Annotated in this window: 23 protein-coding genes and 1 other RNA gene; 10 read left to right on the top strand and 14 right to left on the bottom strand. The window is 69.6% G+C overall.

Translation table 11 applies throughout. From position 1 onward, the window contains the following. The first annotated feature begins 33 nt into the window (after positions 1-33). Positions 34-1644: a hypothetical protein gene (locus H976_RS29850; protein ID WP_027860768.1), complete on the top strand. Its 1611-nt coding sequence runs from the start codon at positions 34-36 to the stop codon at positions 1642-1644. A 24-nt stretch (positions 1645-1668) separates the two neighbouring features. Here H976_RS29850 and H976_RS0105725 read toward each other — a convergent pair whose 3' ends face one another. Continuing rightward, complete coding sequence (locus H976_RS0105725; protein ID WP_027860769.1) at positions 1669-2775, bottom strand: nitronate monooxygenase family protein; 1107 nt, start codon at positions 2773-2775, stop codon at positions 1669-1671. 4 nt (positions 2776-2779) lie between these two features. Next, positions 2780-4438, bottom strand: a complete 1659-nt coding sequence (locus H976_RS0105730; protein ID WP_027860770.1) for an acyl-CoA synthetase — start codon at positions 4436-4438, stop codon at positions 2780-2782. Positions 4439-4485: 47 nt separating this feature from the next. Between H976_RS0105730 and H976_RS0105735 the strand changes: the two genes are divergently transcribed. Together H976_RS0105735 and H976_RS0105740 are read left to right on the top strand one after the other, a co-directional pair. Beyond that, entirely contained in the window at positions 4486-5295 is an 810-nt protein-coding gene (locus H976_RS0105735; protein WP_027860771.1) for a crotonase/enoyl-CoA hydratase family protein, read from the top strand. 48 nt (positions 5296-5343) lie between these two features. After that, positions 5344-5778, top strand: a complete 435-nt coding sequence (locus H976_RS0105740) for a VOC family protein (protein WP_027860772.1) — start codon at positions 5344-5346, stop codon at positions 5776-5778. A gap of 73 nt (positions 5779-5851) precedes the next feature. Here H976_RS0105740 and H976_RS24725 read toward each other — a convergent pair whose 3' ends face one another. The 3 genes from H976_RS24725 to H976_RS0105755 all read right to left on the bottom strand — a co-directional run bounded on the left by H976_RS24725 (position 5852) and on the right by H976_RS0105755 (position 6832). After that, positions 5852-6175 (bottom strand): GNAT family N-acetyltransferase, encoded by a 324-nt coding sequence (locus tag H976_RS24725; protein WP_196803989.1) that lies wholly within the window; start codon positions 6173-6175, stop codon positions 5852-5854. Positions 6176-6357: 182 nt separating this feature from the next. Next, a complete protein-coding gene (locus H976_RS0105750) occupies positions 6358-6648 on the bottom strand; it encodes a DUF1330 domain-containing protein (protein WP_027860773.1) in 291 nt (96 codons plus the stop codon). A gap of 4 nt (positions 6649-6652) precedes the next feature. Then, entirely contained in the window at positions 6653-6832 is a 180-nt protein-coding gene (locus H976_RS0105755) for a hypothetical protein (RefSeq protein ID WP_027860774.1), read from the bottom strand. Between the two features lie 33 nt (positions 6833-6865). Here H976_RS0105755 and map point away from each other — a divergent pair, with 33 nt between their 5' ends. From map to H976_RS0105775, 4 genes are all read left to right on the top strand, one after another. After that, positions 6866-7705 carry a type I methionyl aminopeptidase gene (gene map, locus H976_RS0105760; RefSeq protein WP_027860775.1) on the top strand — a complete coding sequence of 280 codons (840 nt, stop codon included), beginning with the start codon at positions 6866-6868 and terminating at the stop codon, positions 7703-7705. A 64-nt stretch (positions 7706-7769) separates the two neighbouring features. Next, positions 7770-9338 carry a circularly permuted type 2 ATP-grasp protein gene (locus H976_RS24730; RefSeq protein WP_036225039.1) on the top strand — a complete coding sequence of 523 codons (1569 nt, stop codon included), beginning with the start codon at positions 7770-7772 and terminating at the stop codon, positions 9336-9338. Next, positions 9332-10258 carry an alpha-E domain-containing protein gene (locus tag H976_RS0105770; protein ID WP_027860776.1) on the top strand — a complete coding sequence of 309 codons (927 nt, stop codon included), beginning with the start codon at positions 9332-9334 and terminating at the stop codon, positions 10256-10258. The genes H976_RS24730 and H976_RS0105770 overlap by 7 nt, the downstream gene beginning before the upstream one ends. Next, positions 10255-11100: a transglutaminase family protein gene (locus tag H976_RS0105775; protein WP_027860777.1), complete on the top strand. Its 846-nt coding sequence runs from the start codon at positions 10255-10257 to the stop codon at positions 11098-11100. The genes H976_RS0105770 and H976_RS0105775 overlap by 4 nt, the downstream gene beginning before the upstream one ends. A gap of 3 nt (positions 11101-11103) precedes the next feature. On the opposite strand, the gene H976_RS0105780 is transcribed toward H976_RS0105775, so the two are convergent. Next, the gene (locus H976_RS0105780) at positions 11104-11475 is read right to left on the bottom strand and encodes a VOC family protein (protein ID WP_036224859.1); all 372 of its coding nucleotides are present in this window, start codon (positions 11473-11475) and stop codon (positions 11104-11106) included. A 125-nt stretch (positions 11476-11600) separates the two neighbouring features. Here H976_RS0105780 and H976_RS29855 point away from each other — a divergent pair, with 125 nt between their 5' ends. Continuing rightward, positions 11601-11846 (top strand): hypothetical protein, encoded by a 246-nt coding sequence (locus H976_RS29855; RefSeq protein WP_155918000.1) that lies wholly within the window; start codon positions 11601-11603, stop codon positions 11844-11846. Between the two features lie 270 nt (positions 11847-12116). Here the strand turns inward: H976_RS29855 and H976_RS0105790 are convergent, their stop codons facing one another. Next, a complete protein-coding gene (locus tag H976_RS0105790; RefSeq protein ID WP_027860780.1) occupies positions 12117-12893 on the bottom strand; it encodes a hypothetical protein in 777 nt (258 codons plus the stop codon). Positions 12894-14183: 1290 nt separating this feature from the next. After that, an RNA gene (gene rnpB / locus H976_RS28585) (RNase P RNA component class A) lies at positions 14184-14587 on the bottom strand. A gap of 137 nt (positions 14588-14724) precedes the next feature. Between rnpB and H976_RS28535 the strand changes: the two genes are divergently transcribed. Continuing rightward, entirely contained in the window at positions 14725-16521 is a 1797-nt protein-coding gene (locus H976_RS28535) for a GAF domain-containing sensor histidine kinase (protein WP_051276269.1), read from the top strand. On the opposite strand, the gene H976_RS0105800 is transcribed toward H976_RS28535, so the two are convergent. After that, on the bottom strand, positions 16508-17941 hold the full coding sequence (locus H976_RS0105800) for an RNB domain-containing ribonuclease (RefSeq protein WP_051276271.1): 1434 nt from the start codon (positions 17939-17941) through the stop codon (positions 16508-16510). The genes H976_RS28535 and H976_RS0105800 overlap by 14 nt on opposite strands. 42 nt (positions 17942-17983) lie before the next feature. Between H976_RS0105800 and yaaA the strand changes: the two genes are divergently transcribed. Then, positions 17984-18763: a peroxide stress protein YaaA gene (yaaA, locus tag H976_RS0105805; protein WP_027860782.1), complete on the top strand. Its 780-nt coding sequence runs from the start codon at positions 17984-17986 to the stop codon at positions 18761-18763. 6 nt (positions 18764-18769) lie between these two features. Here the strand turns inward: yaaA and H976_RS0105810 are convergent, their stop codons facing one another. The 5 genes from H976_RS0105810 to H976_RS0105835 all read right to left on the bottom strand — a co-directional run bounded on the left by H976_RS0105810 (position 18770) and on the right by H976_RS0105835 (position 23880). Next, the gene (locus H976_RS0105810; protein WP_027860783.1) at positions 18770-19939 is read right to left on the bottom strand and encodes a bifunctional RNase H/acid phosphatase; all 1170 of its coding nucleotides are present in this window, start codon (positions 19937-19939) and stop codon (positions 18770-18772) included. Further along, positions 19936-20427, bottom strand: a complete 492-nt coding sequence (locus H976_RS0105815; RefSeq protein ID WP_231388799.1) for a zinc ribbon domain-containing protein — start codon at positions 20425-20427, stop codon at positions 19936-19938. The genes H976_RS0105810 and H976_RS0105815 overlap by 4 nt, the downstream gene beginning before the upstream one ends. Before the next feature lie 274 nt (positions 20428-20701). Continuing rightward, a complete protein-coding gene (locus H976_RS0105825) occupies positions 20702-21838 on the bottom strand; it encodes a Nif3-like dinuclear metal center hexameric protein (protein ID WP_027860786.1) in 1137 nt (378 codons plus the stop codon). A gap of 84 nt (positions 21839-21922) precedes the next feature. Continuing rightward, entirely contained in the window at positions 21923-22354 is a 432-nt protein-coding gene (locus H976_RS24740; RefSeq protein WP_036224864.1) for an NUDIX hydrolase, read from the bottom strand. A gap of 2 nt (positions 22355-22356) precedes the next feature. Then, positions 22357-23880, bottom strand: coding sequence for an AMP-binding protein (locus H976_RS0105835; RefSeq protein ID WP_231388800.1), 1524 nt, complete (start codon positions 23878-23880; stop codon positions 22357-22359). Between the last annotated feature and the right edge of the window lie 128 nt (positions 23881-24008).

Genomic DNA, 24008 nt, shown 5'->3' on the forward strand with positions numbered 1-24008 from the left:
GTCCCAGCCCCCTGACATTACTGGAGTACCAGCATGCTCGCCCGCTTGAGGAACACCGCGCTCTGCTTCACCCTGCTCTCCCTTCTGGCCACTCTCGGTGTCGGACTGACCGCAACCAGCGCGGGTGCCGCATCGCGGGCAGCCGCCAGCTTCGACAGGGGCGCCACCGGCTGGCACGCCGGCACGGCCGCGACCCGAGTCGCCCTGATCAAGCGCGGAGCGGGTCACGCAGTCGCGATCTCGGCGCGTCGCGCCGCCACCGCCGTACTCGTGAGCCGGGCCAACCTGGTCCGCTCCTCCAGGGCGGGACAGCAGTACACCGTCTCGGCGCTGGTGCGCTCCACCCGTCCCGGCGTGCTGGCCCGGATGGCCCTGCGGGAGACCGCCAACGGCCGCCTCGTGGCCGCCACCGGCACCTCCTTCCGGCCGACACCCACCTGGCAGAAGGTCACCATGACCGCCACCGCGCGTCGGGCCGCCAGCAACCTCGGCGTCCGCGTGACGGCCACCCGCCTGCGCGGCAAGCAGTACCTCTTCGTCGACAACGTCACGGTGGTCCCGGTGCCTGCACCCGCCGCGACGTTCCCCCCGCTGCCCGTCCCGCTCCCGATTCCGACTCCCACCCCGCAGCCCACTCCGACGCCGACCCCCACCCCCACCCCTGAGCCCACCCCGACGCCGACCCCCACCCCGACGCCGACTCCCACCCCGACGCCGACTCCCACCCCGACGCCGACCCCCACCCCCACACCGACGCCCACACCGACGCCCGCCCCTGTGGCCGGTCAGCTCAGCAACGGCTGCGCCTACAACACCCGCGGCATCCCCGCCGGTTGCGCCGCCCTCCTCGGCAGCGCCTTCGGATCGAACACCGACCCGGCTTCGTGGGAGACCACGATGGGCCACCAGCTCGGCATCCACCGCACCTACTGGGGTGCCAGCCAGGTCACCAGCGCGGTCAACACCGCCAAGACCGACCTCGCCAAGCACCGGATCCCGTGGATCAGCTTCAAGATGCCCTACAGCTGGGGCGACATGGTCGCCGGCAAGGGCGATGCCTGGACGCTCGACCTGGCCACCAGGCTGAGCCAGCTCAACGGCCCGGTGTGGCTGGCCTTCCACCACGAGCCCGAGGGCGACGGCGACATCACCCAGTGGACCGCGATGCAGGCCCGGCTCGCGCCGATGGTGCGGTCCGCAGCGCCGAACGTGGCCTACACGATCATCGTCACCGGATGGAACCAGTTCTTCGGACCGGCGCAGTACAGCCTGGACAACATCATGCCGAAGAACACGAAGATCGACATGCTCGGCATCGACATCTACCAGCGGTACGGCGCCCCGACCGACGGGAAGATCAAGACCACCTACAGCAACTTCGACCGCGACTACTACGCGCCGACCAGCGCCTGGGCCAAGGCTCACGACATGGCCTGGGGGGTCGCGGAGACCGGCTACACCGACGCCGCTGCCGAGGACGACCCGACCTGGCTCGGGACTGCCTACAACCAGCTCAAGGCGCGCGGTGGGTCTGCCTTCACCTACTTCAACTCCGGCCTGAACAGCACCGCCAACTGGGTGCTGAGCACGGACGCGAAGAAGACCCAGTACACCGCGGCCCTGAAGTCCGCACCGGCCATGTGAGCCGTCAGAGCGGTCTGGGCAGGGTCAGCTCGCGCTGATCTTGTCCAGCCGCTCGACGGCCTCGTCGTACCCGCGGACCAGCTCGGCCATCACGTCGGCGACGGACCGGACCTCGTTCATCCGGCCGACGATCTGGCCGACCGGCATCGAGATGACGTCGGGGTCGCCGTGCTCGTTCATCCGGTTGTGCGCGTCGGAGACCAGCAGGTTCTGCAGCGGCATCGGCAGCGGCTGGGGAGCACCCTCCTCGGCCCAGGCGTCGGTCCACTTGGTCTTGAGCAGCCGGGCCGGCTTGCCGGTGTAGACGCGGGTGCGCACCGTGTCGGAGCTGCTGGCCCGGAGGAACGCCTCGGTCATGCCCTTGTTCGTGTTCAGGTTGGAGTACTCCTCCGTGGTCAGCCACACCGACCCGGTCCACACCCCCTGGGCCCCCAGGGCGATGGAGGCGGCGACCTGCCGGCCGGAACCGATGCCACCGGCGCCCAGCACGGGAACGTCGGGTCCGACCGCGTCCACGACCTCGGGGGTCAGCACCATGCTGGCGATCTCGCCGGTGTGGCCGCCGGCCTCGTAGCCCTGGGCGATGATGATGTCGACGCCGTTCTTGACGTGCGACAGCGCGTGCTTGGCGGCGCCGGCCAGAGCGGCCACCTGGACGCCGTGCTCGTGCGCCTTCTCGATGACGTCCACCGGCGGGGAGCCCAGCGCGTTGGCGATCAGCACGGGCCGGTGCTTCAGCGCGACGTCGACGTGCGAGCGCGCTGTGGAGTGCAGCCAACCGAGGACGCCCTCGCGCCCCTCACCCTCCGGGAGTGGAGGTACGCCGAGCTGCTGGAGCGTCTTCTCCACGAAGCTGATGTGCTCCTCGGGGATCATCGCCTTGAGGTCGACCGACTTGCCCTCGGTGGGGATCTTCATCGGCATCACCACGTCGACGCCGTACGGCTTGCCGTCGGTGTTCTCGTCGAGCCAGGTCAGCGTCGCGTCGAGCTCCTCGGCGTCGTTGAAGCGGACCGCCCCGAGCACGCCCAGCCCGCCGGCACGGGAGACCGCAGCGGCCACGTGCTCGGAGGGCGTGAAGGCGAAGATCGGGTACTCGATCCCGAACCGGTCACAGAGTTTGGTGCGCATGGGATCAGGCTCCTGTCGGTGAGGTGGCGACCTTGGCGGCGAACGAGGCCATCGCCAGCTCCTTGGCCTTGGGGTACTGCGCCTTGCCGGTGGCGTTGCGCGGGATCTCCTCGACCAACGTGATCGCGCGGGGCAGCTTGTAGCCGCTGAGGTGTGCGCGCAGGTAGCTGCGCAGGTCCTCGAGCTCGACGGTGGCCTCCTCGCGCGGCTGGATCACGGCGGTCACCGACTGGCCGTACTTCTCGTCGGGCACGCCGACCACGAGCACGTCGTACACCCCGGGGTGGCCCTTGATCGCCATCTCCACCTCTTCGGGGTAGACCTTCTCGCCACCGGTGTTGATGCAGTTGGAGCCGCGGCCGAGCAGGGTGACCTTGCCGTCCTCCTCGATCCGGGCGAAGTCGCCGGGCACCGAGTAGCGCTCGCCGTCGATCTCGAGGAAGGTCGCAGCCGACTTCTCCGGGTCCTTGTAGTAGCCGACGGGCACCGACCCGCCGCGACCGAGCCTGCCGATCTGGCCGATGTCCTTGGTGACGTCGAGGACGCGGTTGTCCTCGTCGATCACCACGCTGTTGGGGCCGAGGCCGACGACCGGACCGTCGGTGCTGATGTGGTTCTTGTCCTGCAGGCCCATCCCCTGGAAGCCGGTCTCGGAGGCGCCGACCGAGTCGGTGAACACGGCGTTCGGGAACGCCTCCATCCAGCGCTGCTTCACCGGTGGGCTGAAGATCGCGGCGCTGCTGGAGATCGCGAACAGGCTGGATCCGTCGTACGGCGCCCCGGTGGCGGCCTTGCGCTCGAACTCCTCGATCAGCGGGCGGGCCATCGCGTCACCGGTCATGAAGATCAGCTGGACGCCGTTGGCGTCGATGATCTCCCAGGTGCGCTGGGCGTCGAACTTGGGCTCGAGGATCGTCAGGTGGCCGGCGAAGAGGTGCATGAGGAGGCCGGCCTGGGCACCGCCGTGCATCAGCGGGCTGAGCGGGAAGGTGACCATCCGCGGGTCGGTCGCCTGCTTGGACTGGTCGAACTCCTCGAGCGGCTCGCCGGTGTAGAAGTCGATGCCGCCACCGAGCACGCGCCAGAAGTCCTCGTGGCGCCACATCACGCCCTTCGGGAAGCCGGTGGTGCCGCCGGTGTAGATGATGTGCAGGTCGTCGTTGCTGCGCGCACCGAAGTCGCGCTCGGCGCTCTGGTCTGCGGTCGCCTCCTCCAGCGTGACTCCGCCGAAGGACGAGATGTCGGCGTCGTTGTCGGGGTCGGTGACGTCGGGGATGGAGACGAAGGTGGTCAGCTGCGCGTGCTTGGGGGCGCAGTTGGCCACGATCGGCGCGTAGGGCCGCTCGAAGACAAGCGCCTTCACGTCGGCGTTGTCGAACAGGTAGTTGAGCTCGCCCTCGACGTAGCGGTAGTTGACGTTGATGTTCACCGCACGGATCTTCACGACGGCCAGGACGGCGATGACGTGCTCGGCGCTGTTCTTGGCGTAGATGCCGACGTGGTCGCCGGGCTGCACGCCCTGCGAGGCCAGGTAATGCGCGAGCTTGTTGGACTCCCGCTCCAGCTCGGCGTAGGTCACCACACGGTCCAACACCTTGAGCGCAGGGTTGTCCGGGACCACGTCCACGGCATGCTCGAACAGGTCTGCAATGTTCAGGGCCATGGGCGCAAGACTAGAACACGTTCTTGTTTCTGACTAGCATGGTCCCCATGACGGAAACCGCCTCTGACGAGCACCCGCCGCACGCCCTCGTGGAGCTTGAGGACCACGTGCTCGTGGTCACGATGAACCGCCCCGAGGCGCGCAACGCGCTCTCCGGGGAGATGCTCGCGATCATGGAGCAGGCCTGGGTGCGGGCCAACGAGGACCCCGAGGTGCGGGTCGTCATCCTGACCGGTGCGGGTGGCTACTTCTGTGCCGGCGCCGACCTCAAGGCGATGTCGAAGCGCTCCCCCTCCGACAGCTTCGAGTCCGGCGAGTTCGACCCGTCGGTGATCCGCTCGCTGCTCAAGGGCTACCGGCTGACCAAGCCGTTGATCGCCGCCGTCGAGGGCCCCGCCATCGCCGGTGGCACCGAGATCCTCCAGGCCACCGACATCCGGGTGGCCGGAGAGTCGGCCCGTTTCGGTGTGTCGGAGCCCAAGTGGGGGCTGTACCCGCTCGGCGGCTCCGCCGTACGCCTGGTCCGGCAGCTGCCCTACACCGTGGCGGCCGACCTGCTGCTCACCGGCCGGCACATCAAGGCACCGGAGGCCAAGGAGATCGGGCTGATCGGGTACGTCGTGCCCGACGGTGAGGCGCTGGCCAAGGCCCACGAGATCGCGGCCCTGATCGCGGCCAACGGACCGCTCGCCGTCCAGGCGGTGCTCAAGACGATCCGCGACTCCGAGGGCAAGCACGAGGACGAGTGCTGGAAGGACGACGCGGCGGTCGGCGCCGCCGTGTTCGCCTCCAACGACGCCAAGGAGGGGCCGCGGGCGTTCTCGGAGAAGCGCTCCCCGAACTTCACCGGGACCTGAGCTCGAAAATCGCTGGGTCGTCGAGGTTCGCGCTCCTAGGCTGGCCCGATGCCATCGGTCAAGGAGTTCCAGGTCACCTTCGACTGCGCCGAACCCGAGCGCGTCGCCCGCTTCTGGTGCGAGGTGCTGGGGTACGTCGTACCGCCACCGCCGACGGGTTTCGACACCTGGGCCGACTTCGATCGCTCCTTGCCGCCCGACAAGCAAGGGTCGGCGTACGCCGCCATCGATCCCACAGGCGTGGGCCCACGGCTGTTCTTCCAGCGCGTCCCCGAGGGCAAGGTGGTCAAGAACCGCGTGCACCTCGACGTGCGGGTCGGCACCGGGATGGTGGGCGAGGAGCGCCTCGCCGCGCTCGAGGCCGAGTGCGCACGACTGATCCCCCTCGGCGCGACGCGCTTCCAGCTCCTGCTGGCGGACGAAGAGAACGAGTCGTGCCTGGTGATGCAGGACGTCGAGGGCAACGAGTTCTGTCTCGACTGAGGGTCGACGAACGGGCACTCACCGCCACGGGTGGACCTGTGTGCACAGGGAGTTCCGCGATTCGCGGAACGGATCAGAGCTGTCTCATCGTGACCAGGTTGGTGCCGTAGGTCGCGTCCTCGGAGCGCTCCACCTCGGTGAACCCGAGCTTGTCCAGCACGCGGCGCGATGCGCTGTTCCACTCCCAGACCGTGGCCCAGACGCGCCGGTACCCGGAGGATCTCGCCCAGTCCAGCACCGCGCGGCCCGCCTCGGTTGCGTACCCCTGGCCCCAGAACCGGCGGAGCAGCTCGAACGCCAGTTCCGGATCGGTGCCTCGGCCGCTGTCAACCAGTCCGCAGTAGCCGAGGACGTCCTCGGTGGCCGTCGTTCGATCGCCAGCAACCCGGTCGACGATGACGTACCGGCGCGGATCAGCTCCTCGATGTCCCCGACCGTCGGGCGTCCGTCAGCGTCGATGCGGCGGTGGGGCGGCACCCGCGGATCGCGCTCGGTCCACAGCTCCCGCTGGATGCGGGCCTCGGACACCCGCCACGGCCTGAGCAGCAGGCGACCCGTCTCGAGGACCACCTCAGGTGCCTAGTGCACGCCGGGGACGATCCGCAGGTCCCGTACGGCGCCGCCGTCGAGCGCGGCCAGGGCTTCCTGGTACGCCGGACTGTCGTGGGCTGCCGTCGCGGCCTCGACGGAGTCGAACTCGATGAGGACCGTGCGGGTGTTCGCCCCGGCCTCGTAGACCTGTTGCGGCAGGCCGCGCGCGATGAAGGTCCCGCCGGCGGCGCGGAGGGCCGGGCCGGCGAGCTCGGCGTACGCCGCCACCTTGGCCTCGTCGAGGACCTCGTCGTAGGTGCTGATCCAGTAGGCAGTCACGCGGTCAGTCCTTCTTGTCGTTCCAGCGCGGGTCGTTGTCCCATTCCTCGTTGCGCTCCTTGACCTTCTCCAACGCCCGGGAAGCCTCCGCCTCCGACGGGTAGGGACCGAGCCGGTCGGCATAGCTGCAGAGGTTCTCGTGCTCGACCCGGTGGTGCTTGAGGCAGTACCAGTAGTCGCTCATGCGGCTGAAACTACACTCGTCCGCGTGAGTGTCATGACCCCCGGAAGGATCTCCGCCCGTCGACCCGTGCCCGCCAACATCCCGCGGCCGGAGTACGTCGACAAGCCCGGACCGGCTCCCTTCACCGGCTCGGAGGTCAAGGACTCCGGCACGATCGAGCGGATGCGCCTCGCCGGCAAGCTGGCCGCCGAGGCGCGCGACCTGGTCGGCTCCCACGTCGCCCCCGGCATCACCACCGACGAGCTGGACCGCATCGGCCACGAGTTCCTGTGCGACCACGGCGCCTACCCCTCGACCCTCGGCTACAGGAACTTCCCCAAGTCGCTGTGCGCGTCGGTCAACGAGGTGATCTGCCACGGCATCCCCGACAGCTACGTCGTCCAGGACGGCGACATCGTGAACATCGACATCACGGCCTTCATCCACGGCGTCCACGGCGACACCAACGCGACGTTCCTGACACCGGGTGTCTCGCAGGAGGTGCGTGACCTGGTCGACCGCACCCGCGAGGCCCTTCGCCGGGCCATCAACGCAGTCAAGCCGGGGCGGCAGATCAACGTCATCGGCCGCGTCATCGAGTCCTACGCGAAGCGGTTCGGGTACGGCGTCGTACGCGAGTTCACCGGACACGGCATCGGCTCGTCGTTCCACTCCGGGCTGGTCATCCCGCACTTCGAGGACCTGCACTACGACGAACCCATCCAGACCGGCATGACGTTCACCATCGAGCCGATGCTCAACCTCGGCACCCGCGAGTGGAACATGTGGGACGACAACTGGACCGTCGTCACCCGCGACGGGAAGGCCAGCGCGCAGTTCGAGCACACCCTGCTCGTCACCGACGACGGAGCCGAGGTCCTGACCCTTCCCTGACCACGGCTGAGACCGGGGCACACGCCGGCAACACGTCCTCGCTATGGTCGCTCGGGTGACCAGCATGTTCGAGGACTACGCGACCGGCATGGGTGCGGCCTACGACGAGATGTTCGAGGACGGTGAGGGGCTCCGCACCCCATACAGCCAGCTCCAGCCCTCCTTGCAGCAGATGGGCTCGGCCGAGCTGCAGACCAGGGTGGAGGCGCTGCAGTCCAGCTACCTCGACCAGGGCGTCACCTTCGACATCGGCGGTGAGGAGCGCGCGTTCCCGCTCGACGTGCTCCCCCGCGTCATCGAGATGGACCAGTGGGCCAAGGTCGAGACCGGCGTCCAGCAGCGGGTGCAGACCCTGGAGAAGTTCCTCGACGACCTGTACGACGCCGGCCGGGTGCTCCAGGACGGGATCGTCCCCCGTCGCGTCGTCACCACGTCCTCGCACTTCCACCGCGCCGCCGCCGGGATCGAGCCGCCCAACGGTGTCCGCGTGCACGTCAGCGGTATCGACCTCATCCGCGACGACGAGGGCGAGTTCCGCGTCCTCGAGGACAACGTGCGCGTCCCCTCGGGCGTGTCCTACGTGATGACCAACCGCCGCGCGATCGCGGCCGCGCTGCCGGAGACCTTCGCCGAGCACCGCATCAGGCCGGTCGCCGGCTATCCGCAGAAGCTGCTCACCGCCCTGCGTGCCGCCGCGCCCGCCGGTGTGACCGACCCCAACGTCGTCGTGCTCACCCCCGGTGTGTTCAACGGCGCCTACTTCGAGCACGCGCTGCTCGCCCGCACCATGGGCGTCGAGCTGGTCGAGGGTCGTGACCTCGAGTGCCGTCGCGGCCGCGTGATGATGCGTACGACGCAGGGACTCGAGCCCGTGCACGTCATCTACCGCCGCGTCGACGACGAGTTCCTCGACCCGGTGCACTTCCGCAGCAACTCGCTGCTCGGCTGCTCGGGCCTGATCAACGCCGCCCGCGCCGGCAACGTGACGATCGCCAATGCCGTGGGCAACGGGGTCGCCGACGACAAGCTGATCTACACCTACCTGCCCGACCTCGTCCGCTACTACCTCGGCGAGGAGCCGGTGCTGAAGAACGTCGACACCTGGCGGCTCGGTGACGCCGACCACCGCGAGGAGGTGATGGACCGCCTCGACGAGCTGGTGCTCAAGCCGGTCGACGGCTCGGGCGGCAAGGGCATCGTGATCGGCCCGCAGGCCTCGAAGGCCGAGCTCGACGAGCTGCGCGAGAAGGTGCTCCAGGACCCGCGGTCGTGGATCGCCCAGCCGGTGATCCAGCTGAGCACCGTGCCGACGTACGTCAACGGCATGATGCGTCCCCGGCACGTCGACCTGCGACCGTTCGCGGTCAACGACGGCAACCGCGTGTGGGTGCTCCCCGGCGGCCTGACGCGCGTGGCGCTGGGCGAGGGCGAGCTGATCGTGAACTCCTCGCGCGGCGGTGGCTCGAAGGACACCTGGGTGCTCGCCGGTCACGGCCGGCACGGCGTACGCGCCGAGCCGGAGCGCATCGAGCTGCACACCACTAGGCAGGACGTGGGCCCGGCACTCGACTCCTTCTCCTCACAGAAGGACCAGCAACAGCAGCAACAGCAGACGGGTGGCCGAGCATGCTGAGCCGGATCGCCGAGTCGCTGTTCTGGATCGGCCGCTACGTCGAGCGGGCCGAGGACACCGCCCGCATCCTCGACGTACAGACCCAGCTGATCCTGGAGGACCCGGGCGTCGACGAGGCCACGACCTGTCGCAGCCTGCTCTCGATCATGGGGGTCGAGGTCGAGGACGATGCGACATTCGACACCGCCGAGGTGATGCGGATCCTGGCCTACGACACCGGCTCGACCGCCTCCATCGCCGCCACCCTGGCGGCTGCTCGCGAGAGCGCCCGCCGCGCGCGGGAAACCCTGTCGACCTCGATGTGGGAGGCGCTGAACACGACGTACCGCGCCGTTCCCTCGGGCCATTTCCGCTCGATGCGCCCACCGGTCGCGTTCCGCTGGGTCCGCGACCGCGCAGCGCAGATCAACGGCATCGCCGAGGCGACCATGACCCGCGACGAGGGCTACCAGTTCCTCGTGCTGGGCCGGTCGATCGAGCGCGCCGACATGACCTCGCGACTGGTCGCGACCGCTGCGATCACGTCGGGGGCTGCGTGGGGGACCTCGCTGCGGGCGTGCGGCGCCTACGAGGCGTTCCTGCGCACCTACAAGGGCCTCGAGACCGAGCGCGGCGCCGCCGAGTTCCTGCTGCTCGACCGGCTCTTCCCGCGGTCGGTGGTCTTCGGGCTCAGCGAGGCCGAACGCTGCCTGGAGCGGCTGCAGTCGGCCGGCACCCGCGCCGGCTTCCAGAACGAGGCGCAGCGGCTGCTCGGACGGACCCGGGCCGAGCTGGAGTACCGCTCGCTGAGCGACGTCGTCGCCGAGCTGCCCAACGAGATGGAGCGTCTGCAGCGCACCTGTGCGCTGGCGACCGACGCGATCAGTCGGCGCTACTTCGCCGGCGCCGAGGCAACCGAGTGGCACGGAGTTCGCGCATGAGCATGCAGCTACGGATCGCCCACACCACGGGCTTCGAGTACGACGGCAAGGCGAACACCTCCTTCAACGAGGCCCGCCTCACGCCGCTGACCCTGCCGGGCCAGATCGTCGTGCACTCGCGCGTCGAGGTCACGCCGACGCCGTGGGTGTACACCTACCGCGACTACTGGGGCGCCCAGGTCACCGCCTTCGAGGTGCTCGACCCGCACCAGTCCCTGACCGTCACGGCGTCGGCCACGGTGCACACCGACCGCAGCCCGGCCGGCCCGACCACGATGAGCTGGGAGGAGATCCGCAGCGACGAGACCGCCGACCTGCACACCGAGTTCCTCACCCTCCCCGACCGGGTGCGGCCGAAGGAGGACCTCGTCGCCCTGGCCAGGGAGATCGCGGACCGAAACGCGACCCCCGGCGAGGCGGCCCGGGAGGTGTGCGCGCTGGTCTACAACGAGGTGAAGTACGTTTCCGGCTCCACCACGGTCGACGCCTTCGCCGCCCACTCGTGGACCGAGCGCAGCGGGGTCTGCCAGGACATGGCCCACATCGCCATCGGTGCCCTGCGCTCCATCGGCATCCCGGCCCGCTACGTCTCGGGTTACCTCCACCCCCAGAAGGACCCCGAGGTCGGCGTACCGGCCAAGGGCGAGTCGCACGCCTGGGTCGAGTGGTGGGACGACGGCTGGCGGGGCTTCGACCCGACCAACGACACCGAGCCCGGCGACCGGCACGTCATCGTCGCCACCGGTCGCGACTACAACGACGTCAAGCCGCTGGCCGGTGTCTTCTCGGGCACCGGCACCTCGCGGATGTTCGTCGACGTGCAGGTCACCCGCTTGCAGTAGCGGTCAGCGCACCACCAGGCAGAACAGATGACCCTCGGGGTCGGCGTACACCCGCCACGGCACCGGCTGACCACCTAGGCCCGGCTTGGGCGACCACCGCTCCTCGACGTACGACGCCCCGGCCGCGATCACCGCCTCGTGAGCGACGTGCAGGTCCTCGACGAGTACGTCGACATGGACTCCGCCCTCCCCTGGGTCATCGCTGCCCTGGAAGGAGAGCCGCTGACCGCGCGGGGGCGGCTCGAGGGTGACCCACCCGTCGTACCACTCCGTCGGCGTGCCACCCACGACCCGGGCCCAGAACGAAGCCAGTGCGTGCGGGTCGCGACAGTTCAGCACGATCTCGCGGATCCAGCCGATCGGCCCAGTGGTCATCCCCGCAGCCAACCGGAGGCGGACAGCCCGGAGCAACCTCGAGCAAGGTGCATCCGTGCTAACGCGTCAGGCGCCTCATGCGCAGCTCGTCGCGCAAGGCGTAGGGAATCGGTCGCCTGTGGTTGGTGAGGCTCACGGCGTACGCCTCCAACGCCGAGAGCAGGTCGGCCCGGGCGGTCGACGACGATCCACCAACCGGCGCGAGCCTCTCCGAGGCGACCACGCGCCGCGCCTCCAGCACCTGGTGCCACAAGAACATGGGCTCACCCGTGTGCTTCGGTGCTGCGGGCTCGTTGGCCACCGACATCGCGACAACTCTCTCCGAGGCGCACGACATCTCCGGCTGGAGATGGAGCTGCCCAAGGCGCTGACTCTACGCCTGAACGGAGTCGTGATGGCTGCTTCGCGCCGACTCAGCGCCTGGGTGCAGAGGGCCTGGCACCCAAGGCCGACCCCTCATAGCTCGGGGCAGCCATCCCGGAGTGACATCGACGGGGGGACGAGACACCCGAGATGGCTGCTGACTTGCAGTGTTTGCGAAACTTCGCACTCCGTCAAAGGGTGGACTAGATCGTGTTTCCGGCAGGGGTGCCCGCAAGGAGCTGACGCCTGATAGTTGACCCATGCTCTTCTCAGGGCGGCTACGTGTCGACGCGCAGGCGGAAGCTCGCGGGTGGCTCTCGGCTGCGCCGTCCCTGAGGTTCTTCGTCCGTCTGTTGCTTCTCCTTGGGGCGGCCGTCGTCGCCTTCTTGCTCACCACCGGCGCCGCCAGTGCCGATGACGGCTCCGGTCCGCCAGGCGACGTGTCTGTGAGCAGCGGGATCCAGTCGCAGCCGGTCACCGAACCCGCCTCCGGGCCGGTCGCGCAGGCAACTGAGCCGGTCACTGAGCCGGTCACCGAGCCGGTCACCGAGCCGGTCACCGAACCGGTCACCGAACCGGTCACCGAACCGGTCGAGCAGGCGACTGAGCCGGTCACCGACCCGGTGACCGAGCCCGTCACCGACCCCGTCACCGAACCGTTCATAGAGCCGGTCGAGCAGGCGACTGAACCGGTCACCGAACCGGTCACCGAACCGGTCACCGAACCGGTCACCGATCCGGTCACCGAACCGGTCACCGAACCAGTCACCGAACCGGTCACCGAACCAGTCACCGAACCGGTCGAGTCGGCCGTCGTGCTGGCCGTACCTCGAAGCCCTCGTGCCTTCGCCCCTGTCGCGCTTCAGTTCGCCTCGCCGGGCGCCTGTGGGTACGTGACAGGGACCAAGTCCGTCACTGGTTGGGTAGCCGCTGATGCCGGAGCTGGTCGCGGCGCCATGATGGAGGGCCCGAGGGCTCTTCCCAAGAGCCCCGCGCAGGCGCCGACCGCACCCAGCGCTCCCAGTGCTCCCACCGCTCCCAACGCCCCGGGACACGGACCAGCCTCTGTCAGTGGATCGGATTGGTTGGCGCCTTCCCTGGGGGTCCTTGACAACCCTGACGTCGGCGCCACGCTGAGCGCTGATCGATTCGCTGCTGGGGATGACGCAGTGCCGCACAGTCGTGCCGCACTGCTCCGCACCTGGCCTGGTTGACCCTCCCGGCACGGGCTCGCCCATGCGCGCCCCGTCGCCATCGACGGGTGCAAGCGGCACAGGGACCACGACAGGCACTGTGCGCCGGCGCAGGGCGCGTCCACGCCTGACGCCGAACCGCCAACCCGCTCGACCTCGAGTGACACAGGCGGCTACTGCAACGGGGCGACGCCGCAATGAACCAGCGCCTCCCCCCTCCACGGGGGGGAGGGGGAGGCGCTTGATAGTGCAGCGCCTCCCCCTTCACGGGGGGAGGGGGAGGCGCTGCAATGTGACGTGAAAGCGTCCAACGACTCGGACCCCGCGCCAGCGCGTGACTCGGTTGCCTCTGTCAGAACCCGATCGTGCGATAGGAAGAACTTGAAGCCCACGGGCGTGGCCGCTCTGCGGCATCATGTCGTCATGGCTCGGACAGTGCGCTGGCTCGTCGGGGCGGGGGTGGTGGTGTTGGCGGGGGTGGCGCTGGCTCTGCTTCCAGTTTCGGGAACCTTTGACAGCGAGAGCTTCACGTGCGGCACGCCCTTCCACTATGACAACTCCGGTGGATATGCCGGATCTCTGGCTTTTGCCAATTGCAACGAGCGTCGTGAAGGTCGGCAAGTCCCTGCCGCGGGTCTGATCCTCGTTGGCCTCGGGATCGGTGTGTTCTTGACTGCCCGAGGCAGAGGATCCGACACGAGGTTGGTTGTCGAGTCACCTCGCGTGTCGTAGGCGTCCGCAACGCAGCTGCGCGATCCGAGCGGACATGCCGATTCTGCGGATAGTTCGCAACGAACCGCACGCGAGAGCACGCTGTTCGCCGGCGGATCGGTCCGAACTATCGGGCTGCGAGCCGAAAGCTGGTGGGCCGCCTCAGGCGCAGGTGATGCCTCCATGCCGGATCCGCCGATGCGGATCCAGGTCCGCGATGACGGGCTCAGGACGTCATACGTTCTGGTCGCTATCACGGCCACTTCGTACGACGTCCCGGACATCGTCATGCGTCCTGGTCGCTGTAGCAGCCGTTTCGTATGACGTTCACCGGCTCGAGGACCTGAGGCTCATCTGCCGCTGATGGTGCGCGGAGATGCCGATGTTCGTCCACGCCTCGGATGCTCGGGAGGCGAGTTCACCGAGCCTCTCGGAAGGGTGCGGATGGGCTGGCTCATAGGCCGGGTTCTGTTCGCCGGGACGCCTCACGACGTCCCGGTTGGCGACCATCCATCTCCGGGTGCCGTTGCCGACACCCTCCAGCGACCTACCCACGAGCTCGGGCGGACCACCCTCGAACGCTCGCTGTCTGGTCTTGCTCCAGGTGGGGTTTGCCTAGCCACGACGGTCGCCCGTCGCGCTGGTGGTCTCTTGCACCACCGTTTCACCCTTACCACCGCCCCCATCCGAAGACGGAGCCGGTGGCGGTCTGTTCTCTGTGGCACTGATCCCGCGGGTCACCCCGGGTGGGCGTTACCCACCACCTCGTCCTGTGGAGCCCGGACCTTCCTCGACACCGCCTCGAGATCAACCCGAAGCAGTGACGCGGTCGCCCGGCCAGCCCATCCGCCTGCCAAGGATAGGGCAGTCCGCCCGGCGCGCCGCGATCCCGGCGCTGCGACGAATTGGGGACCTCCCCAAAACGGACATTTGCCCTCCGGGCAGGCGCCGTTTCACCTACGGTGTGCCGCGGGGGTAAGCCATGTCAGTCATCGACGTCGAGACTGGCGGCACCGGAGCGACGGTGCCGCCGGCACGGTGGCGCGCCCCGGACACGTTGCTCGAGAACCTCCAGCTGATCGGCGACGGCGTGGTCGCGATGGCCGGCTTTGCCGTGGCCGCGATCAGGATCCGGCGCGGCGACGAGCTCGAGCTGGTCGTCGACACCGGACTGCCGGAGGAGATCGGCTCCAGCATCCCGGTGCAGCTGATGCTCGACGAGCTGGCCCTGGCCGAGGACTGGGGGCTGCTGCAGTTCGTCCCCCACGGAGTCGGGGACACCACCTCCGGGGGCTGGGTCGTGCCGAGCGGCGTGGTCGCCTCCGACGAGCCCGACGCCTGGCACCCCATGGACATGCTCGTGGCCCCGCTGTACGACGCCCAGGGCGTGCTGCGCGGGACGCTGGCCATCGACGAGCCGCTCGACGGGCGGCTCCCCGACCTCGAACGCCGCCGGGTCCTCGAGAAGTTCGCCGTCCTGGCCGCCCGCGCCGTGCTCGCCTCGGTCGAGCGCGAGTCGCTGGCCGAGCAGGTTGCCATGGCCGACACCGTCAAGGCCATCGTGCGCACCACCAGCGCCCAGCTCAGCCTCAGCGGGTTGCTCCAGGCGAGCGAGCAGACCCTGCTCGACGGGTTCGCGGCCCAGCGGCTCTGGATCAAGACCGTCGCCGACGACGACCAGTCCCCCAGCGAGTACCTCCCGGGCGACCTGTCACTCGCGCTCCCGCCCGACATCGTGAGGTTCGCGGAGAGCTCGGCGGCGTACTGCTGGCGCCACCAGGTCGTGATGAAGATCGGTCCGCAGTACCCCGTGCCGCCGAAGATGGACGAGCACCACTTCCACCAGGTCGTCGGACTGCTGCGCAGCATCTCGATGTCGTCGCTGGTCTTCGTCCCCCTCGGCGCCGGCCCCGAGTGCATGGGCAGTCTCGTGCTGATGCGCGCCGACCCGAGCCGCGAGTGGACCGACGTCGAGTGTGCCGCGCTGCTGGACATCGGCCACGACCTCGGGCGCGCCGCCCTCAACGCCCGCACCTTCGACCGGGAGCACGCTCTCGTCGCGGAGCTGCAGGCTCTCGACAGCTACAAGAGCCAGCTGATCGCCACCGTCTCGCACGAGCTGAAGAGCCCCCTCACGACCGTGGCCGGGCACCTCGAGATGCTCGAGTCCGGCACGATCACCATCGAAGAGGAGGCACGCGCGTCACTGGCCGCCATCGGCCGCGCCTCCCAGCGGATGACCCGCGTGATCGAGGACCTGCTGCTCCTCCGCAAGGTCGGCGAGGCCCACAAGCCGTTGCGGCTCGACCCGGTCGACCTCGGTGAGCTGGTCCGCGACGCCGTCGCCCTGACCGCCCTGGCCGCTGCGGAGAAGGGGCTCAAGGTCCAGGTCGAGCTACGGGGACCGCGGGTCGTCGCCCTCGGCGAGCCCGAGGAGCTCGACAAGGTGGTGCACAACCTGGTCAGCAACGCGGTGAAGTACTCCCCCGCCGGGGGCTGGGTGCAGATCAGTGCCGAGGCCGGTGAGTCCCGAGCCGTGCTGACGGTCCGCGACGAGGGCATCGGCATCTCACCCGAGGACCAGGAGCACCTGTTCACGGAGTTCTTCCGCTCCACCAACCCGGTCGCGGTGGCGCTGCCGGGGACGGGCCTGGGTCTCGCGATCGTGCGCCGCATCGTCGAACGGCACGGTGGCTGGATCGACGTCGAGTCGGCCCCCGGAGTCGGCAGCACGTTCCGCGTCAGCCTGCCCGCGCCGGCCGACGTCAACGCTTCGTGAAGCGCACCTTGCGCGTGGCCGGGTCGGCCTCGGTCAGCGTCACGGTGACGTCCTCGCCGACCGGCAGCGGCTGGGTGGACACGACGGGTGCCTCGACCGCCGGCTCCCGGACCATCACGGTCCCCCCGCGCTCGTCGTCGTCCTCCACCTCGAGGATAACGCCCTCGAAGCTCTCCCCCACCCGCTTCTCGAGGGTCAGCGCCTCGACGAGGTTCACCACCGCGTTCTCGTAGGCGTGCGAACGACGCCCCGAGTCGCGCATCAGGTCGGGCAGCGCGTCCATGCCGTCGAGCACCCACGCCGGGATCTCGGCGCCTGCACACAGGGCCGCGCAGATCTCCAGGCCGTAGCGGTCGACCAGCCGGCGCAGCGGCGCCGTCACATGGGCGTACGGCGAGGCCAGTGCTGCGTGCTCCGGCTGGTCGGGAACGTGTCCGTGGAAGGAGGCGTACCCGGCTCCGCGCAGCAGCCGCGTGCACGCCACCACCATCGCGGCATCGGCCGGACGCGACGGGTCGAGCGACCGGATGAACTCGGGATGACCCATGCTGTTGGGCCAGTCGATCCCCAGGGCCCGCGCCGTACGACGCAACGCCCGCACCTCGTGCTCCGGAGCCGGAGGCAGTGTTCGCAGCACGCCCACCTTGCCGTCGATCATCAGCCTGGCCGCCGCGAAACCGGTCAGCAGCGACAGCTGGGCGTTCCAGTTCTCGACAGGCAGCATGGCGCGGTACTCCAGCCGGAGCCGGTCGTCCTCGACGTCGATCTCCTGGGCCGGCATCGGCAGCGAGACCCCGCCACGCTCGGCCTCCTTGGCGATCCGCAGCTTGCCGACCACCTCCAGCAGGGCCAGCGTCGAGCCGGGCGCCGCCTGACCCAGTTCGCGCTGCACGCCGACGTAGTCGAGCTTCTGCCGCGACCGCACGCGGGCCCGCTCCACCTTCGCCTCGGTCACGTCACCGTCGGCGTCGAGCGAGATCGTCCACACGAAGGCCGGCCTGACCTGGTCAGGCAGCAAGGACGCTGCTCCCTCGCTGAGCACCGGTGGATGCAGCGGGATCTTGCTGTTCGCGCCGTACAACGACTCCCCCCGTGCGTGTGCCTCGACGTCCACCGCGTCGCCGGGAGCTACGAAGGCATGGACGTCGGCGATCGCGTAGTGCACGACGTAGCCGTCACCATCCGTCTCCAGGTGCATCGCCTGGTCGAGGTCCATGGCCCCGGCCGGGTCGACGGTGACGAGCTCGAGGTGGGTCAGGTCCAGGTCGGGCAGCCGCGGCGTGCGGGCATCCTGCTCGGCGGTCGCCTGCACGGGCGCCGGGAAGTCCGGCTGCACGTGCTGCTCCTGCTGGATGGCCTCGATCCCCGCCCGCAGCCGGTCGTACGCCGCGTCCCGAGCCTGCAGCACTCGCTGAGCCACCCGCACCTCCTCGAAGTCGTGGAACCACCCTAGGGTGGTTGCGTGCTGATCCTGCTTCCCCCGTCCGAGGGCAAGGCCACGCCGCGCCGCGGAGCGCAGCTCGATCTCGACCGGCTCAGCGCACCCGAGCTAACCCCCGCCCGGGAGCAGGTGCTCGGCGCACTCACCGAGCTGTCCCGCACCGATCCCGACCGGGCCATGCACGTGCTTGGGCTCGGGCCCACCCAGGCCGACGACGTACGGCGCAACGCGGACCTGCTCGACGCACCCACGGCCCGGGCCGACGCGATCTACACCGGCGTGCTCTATGAGTCCCTCGACCTCGCGACCCTGGACGCGGCTGCCCGACGCCGCGCCTCCCGGTGGCTGGCGGTGACCTCGTCGGTGTTCGGACTGGTGCGCCCCGGTGACCGGATCCCGTCGTACCGGCTCGGCGGCGGGGTCAACCTGCCCGGGCTCGGCGTCGTCTCGGCGCACTGGCGGGTCCACCTCGATGACACCGTGCGTGCGGCTGCCGGCTCCGGACTGGTCGTCGACCTGCGCTCCACGACCTACGCAGGCTTCTGGCGCCCCGACACCGACCCCGCGCGCAAGGTGGCGACGGTGCGTGTGCTCCACGAGGTCGGGACCAGGCGCACCGTGGTCAGCCACTTCAACAAGGCCACCAAGGGCCGGCTGGTGCGCGCCCTGCTCGAGAGCGGCGCCACGCCGGGAACACCGGCCCGTCTGGCCGACACCATCACCGACCTGGGCTGGAAGGTCGAGCTCGGCGAGCCCGGCAAGCACGGCCACCAGCTCGACGTCGTCGTCGAGGAGCTCTAGAGCCGGCTAACCGAAGATCTCGGTGGGCCGGGCGTTGTAGAGACGGAGGTTGGCCATCGGGGTGTCTGCGTCGGGGCCGCCCCTGAAGTAGGAGATGACGCTCACCGAGGCCGGGGCGAGCTCCATCCGGTAGACCGCCTCCAGCGGCGCGCCGAGAGCGTCCGCGACGAGGGTCTTGATCGGCGTGACGTGGCTGACCACGACCACGGTCTGCCCGTCGTACGACGCCACCATGCGGTCGCGCCCCTCGAGCACTCGTTTCTCGACCACGCGGAACGACTCGCCGCCGTGCGGGGCCGACTCGAGGTCGCCGAGCCAGGCACCGAGCTCGTCGGGCCACTTCTCGTGCACCTCGGTGAAGCTCATCCCGTCCCAGGTGCCGAACTCCATCTCGGCGATGCCGGGCTCCTCCTCGACCTCGAGGTCGAAGAACTCGGCGAGGATCTCGGCCGTCTCCCGCGTACGACGCACCGGCGAGCTCACCAGCGCGTCGAACGTGCCCGACAAAGGGGCCAGCCACTCCCCCGTCGCCCGGGCCTGCTCGCGGCCCTCGTCGTTCAGCGGCGGGTTGGAGCTGGCCAGGCCGCCGGAGAACAGCTTGCCCTTGGTCGCGTCGGTGACCCCGTGGCGCACCAGGATCAGGGTGGTCGGCTTGTCGTGGGGCGGACCCCAGCCTCGCTTCGGTGCCGCCTCTTCGGTCGGTGGTCTCGACTGATCGCTCGCTTCGCTCGCTGCTCGACCACCTTCGTTCAGGGGGCCGGATGCGTCGCGGAGGCCGTCGAGGGCTTCGTTGGCGAGCCGGTCGGCGTGCACGTTCTCGCCCCTCGGGACCCAGGTGAACGTGGTCCCGATCGGCGCCAGCCGGTTGGCCTCGATGGCCAGCGGCTTCATCGAGGGATGCTTGATCTTCCAGTTGCCGGCCATCTGCTCGACCACCAGCTTGGAGTCCATCCGGACCTCGATCTCGGCCTCCGGCGCGTGCTCGGCGGCCAGCTCCAGGCCGGCGATGAGGCCGCGGTACTCCGCGACGTTGTTGGTGGCGATGCCGATCGTCTCCCCGACCTCGGCGATCAGCTCACCGGTCTCGGCGTCCTTGAGGAGGGCGCCGTACGCCGCCGGGCCGGGGTTGCCCCGGGAGCCACCGTCGGCCTCGACGATGACGGAGCGATGGGTCACAGTCCGGACTCCCCCGTGCGCACCAGGATCCGGTTGCACTCCTCGCAACGGATCACCTCGTCGCTGGGCTGCTTGGCGATGATGCCGAGGTCGGAGGCGTTCAGGGTCAGCCGGCAGCCGCCGCACTCGCGACGACGCAGCGCGGCCGCGCCGACGCCACCCTTCTGTGCGCGCAGCTTCTCGTAGAGCGCCATCAGGTCCTCGGGCATCCCCGAGGTCGCCGTGGCGCGCTCGTCCTTGACCGCGGCCAGCTGGGTCTGGAGCTCTCCCGACGTCTTCTCGTGGGCCGCCTCCACGGTCGCGATCTCGGTCTCGAGGGCGGCGAGGTCGTCGGTGTAGCGACCGACGGCGTTCTGCGCCTCCTCGAGGCGTTCCATCACCTCGATCTCGACGTCCTCGAGGTCACTGATCCGGCGGTGCAGCGACTCCAGCTCGCCCAGCATCCGCTCGAGCGCCTTGGGGTCCTTGACCTGGCCGGCGTCGATCATCCCCTGGTCACGTGCTCGCCGGGTCTTGACCTGCTCGACGTCGGCGTCGGCCCGCTTCTGCTCCGAGGTGAGGTCGTCGACCTGGACGCGCAGGTCGCGCAGCGCATTGTCCAGCGTCTTGCGACGGGCCGTGAGCTCACGCAGCTGGGTCGCCTCCGGGATCGAACCCAGCTGATGGGTGAGCGTGTCTATCCTGGAGTCGAGCTCCTGGACGTCGAGCAGCTTGAGCTGGACGAACGGGTCGGCTTTCAGGACGGTCTCCTACAGGTCGGGCTCACACGCGGAAGGTCCACGGGTCGGTGTTGGTCGCGCTGACGCGCACCTCCACCGTATCGCCCGGCCCAGGATCGTTGAGTGCCGCGACCAGTCGGTCCCGGAGCACCGGCAGCCAGGTGCTCTCGGCCGCCCAGTGCGCGACGTCGACAAGCGCGGGCGCCCCGTGCTCGCGCAGCTCGGAAGCCGGGTGGTGTCGCAGGTCGGAGGTCAGGTAGACGTCGACGCCGGCAGACCGAGCCCGGTCGAGCAGGAAGTCGCCGGCTCCGCCGCACAGTCCGACCGTCTCGACCAGCTGGTCGGGGTCACCGGCGACGCGGACGCCATGGGCCGTCCGAGCCAGCGCGGTGTCGACGTGGGCGGCGAAGTCGCGCAGGGTCATCGGGGCGGCCAGCCGACCGATGCGTCCCGAGCCCCGCGACGGTTCGTCCAGCGGAGCCAGCTCGATCACGTCGTACGCCGGCTCCTCGTAGGGGTGCGCCGCGACCATGGCCGCCACCGCCGACCCGCGGCGGTGACGCGGGCACACGGTCTCGATGCGCACCTCCTCGACGACCTCGGGACGTCCCACCTCACCGATCGCGGGGTTCGCGCCCTCCAGCGGCCGGAACCGGCCCAGGCCGGGCGCGCTGAACGAGGCCTGGTCGTAGTCGCCGACGCGTCCGGCCCCGGCGGCTGCCAGCGCCGCCCGGACCTGCTCGGCGGCGTCGACCGGGACGAACACCACGATCTTGTCCAGCGGCGGGGTCGGGTCGGCCTCGAGCGGCCGGACGTCCTCGAGGCCGAGTGCCAGCGCGAGCGACTCCGAGACGCCTCCAGCGGGCGAGTCGGCGTTGGTGTGCGCCGCGAACAGCGCACAGCCGTTGCTGGTCAGCCGGTGCGCGACCCGCCCCTTGGGATCGGTGGCCGCGAAGCCGTGCACGCCCTTGAGGAACAGCGGGTGGTGCGTCACCAGGAGATCGGCGTCCATCAGGATCGCCTCGTCCGCCACGGCCGTCACCGGGTCGACGGCGAGCAGGATGCGGCGTACGTCGTGCGCCGGATCGCCGAGCACGAGCCCGACGGCGTCCCAGTCGTCCGCGTGCTGCGGGGGGTACCACTCGTCGAGCAGGGCCGTGATGTCACCCAGGGTCGGCATGGGCCGAGGCTAGCGGGACTCGAGTTTCAGCCGGGCACCCGCCGCTCGATCGACAGCACTACGTAGACCTGCCAGCTGGCAGGTCTACGTAGTCCTCACCAGCGCGTCCCTCACGATCTGCTCGTGGTCGAACGCGAGCCCGTCGTCCAGCGCCTGGCCGACCTCCACCCACTGGGCAGCCGAGGCATCGTCGTCCCCCTTCACCGCGGGCATCGAGTCGAGGCGCAGGACGTGGGCGACGCTGATCGTGCGGCCGCGGGGGTCGCGGTCGGGAGTGCCGTAGGCGCCGAGCTGGCTCAGGTCTGCGGCGTCGACGCCGAGACCCGTCTCCTCGGACAGCTCGCGAGCCGCCGAGGTCGCGAGGTCCTCGTCGACCTCGAGATAGCCGCCGGGCAGGGCCCACTGTCCCTCGAACGGCGGGTTGCCACGGCGTACGACGAGCAGGTGCTGCTCATCGCCGACCGTGGCCAGTGCGACGACGTCGACGGTGACGTCGATGCGTGGGTAGTCGGTCATCGTCAGTTGACCTGCCGATCGCGGCCCTCCCAGTAGGGCTGGCGCAGCTTGAACTTCTGCAGCTTGCCGGTGGCGGTGCGGGCGAGCACGTCACGGAACTCGACCGACGACGGCGCCTTGAACCGCGCCACCTTGGACTTGCAGTAGTCGATCAGCTCCTGCTCGGTCAGCTCGGAGCCCTCGGTCCTGACCACCAGTGCCTTGATGGTCTCGCCCCACTTGTCGCTGGGTACGCCGATGACGGCGACCTCCGCGACGTCGGGGTGGGAGAAGATCACGTCCTCGACCTCGATCGAGGAGACGTTCTCACCGCCGGTGATGATGACGTCCTTCTTCCGGTCCTGGATGGTCAGGTAGCCGTCGTCGCCCAGGACACCGCCGTCGCCGGTGTGGAACCAGCCGTCACCGAGCGCGGCCTCGGTCTCCTCGGGCTGCTGCCAGTAGCCCTCGAGCACCACGTTGGACCGCGCGAGCACCTCGCCGTCGTCGGAGATCCGCAGCGTCACCCCGATGGCGGGCTGACCGGCCCGCACCAGCCTGGCGGCCCGGTCCTCGCCGGACAGGTCGTCCCACTCCGACCTCGCCCGGTTGATGGTCAGCAACGGCGAGGTCTCGGTCAGGCCGTAGATCTGGATGAACTCCCAGCCCAGCTCCGCCTCGACCCGGGCGACCGTCTTGCTGGGCGGCGGCGCTCCGGCGACGATGATCCGCACCCTGTCGCGGCCGGGGATGTCGCCCTCCCAGGTCTCGGCGGCCTCGAGCACCGAGGCCACCACGGCGGGGGCGGCGCACATCACCGTCACGCCGTACTTCTCGACCCGGCGCAGGATCTCGGCCCCGTCGATCTTGCGGATCGCCACCTGCGTGACGCCCATGCCGGTCATCGCGAAGGGCATCCCCCACCCGTTGGCGTGGAACATCGGCAGCGTGTGCAGGTAGACGTCACGGTCGGTGACGCTGGTGTGCAGGGCGAAGGTGACGGCGTTGGTCCAGATGTTGCGGTGGGTGATCTGCACACCCTTGGGGCGCGCCGTGGTGCCGGAGGTGTAGTTGATCGTCGCGGTGGCGTTCTCGTCGTGCTCCCAGGGCTCCGGGTCCTTGCCCTCGAGGTACATCTCCTCGTCGTTGCCGATGATGAACTTGTGCTCGCAGTCGACACCTTTCAGGGCGTCCTCGAGCTCGGGGTCGACGTAGAGCACACGGGCACCGGAGTGCTCGACGATGTAGGCCACCTCGTCGGCCGAGAGTCGGAAGTTGATCGGCACCAGCACGCGGCCGAAGCCGGTGACGCCGAAGAAGGCGGTGAACAGCCGGGCGCTGTTGTGCGAGACGTAGGCCACCCGGTCACCGAAGCCGATGCCGAGGTCGTCGAGCTTCGCGGCCTGCGCCCGGGCGAGCTCACCCACCCGGGCGTAGGTCAGGTCACCGAGGGACGGTGCGGGCTGGTCGGGCTCGTCGACGATGCCGATGCGCTCGGCGTACACCGCCAGGGCACGGTCGAGGAAGTCGGCGGCAGAGAACGGCACGATCACGGGTGTGGCTCCCCTCACAGTCGGTTCAGTTCACCCTAGCCACGTCGTACGGACCTCGACACGTTCAGTTCGGGCCGCGTCCAGATTGCCGCCGAGTGTTGATGGTTCAACTCCGCACCCTC

It is taken from the genome of Marmoricola sp. URHB0036 (assembly GCF_000426045.1).
GTDB lineage: Bacteria > Actinomycetota > Actinomycetes > Propionibacteriales > Nocardioidaceae > Marmoricola.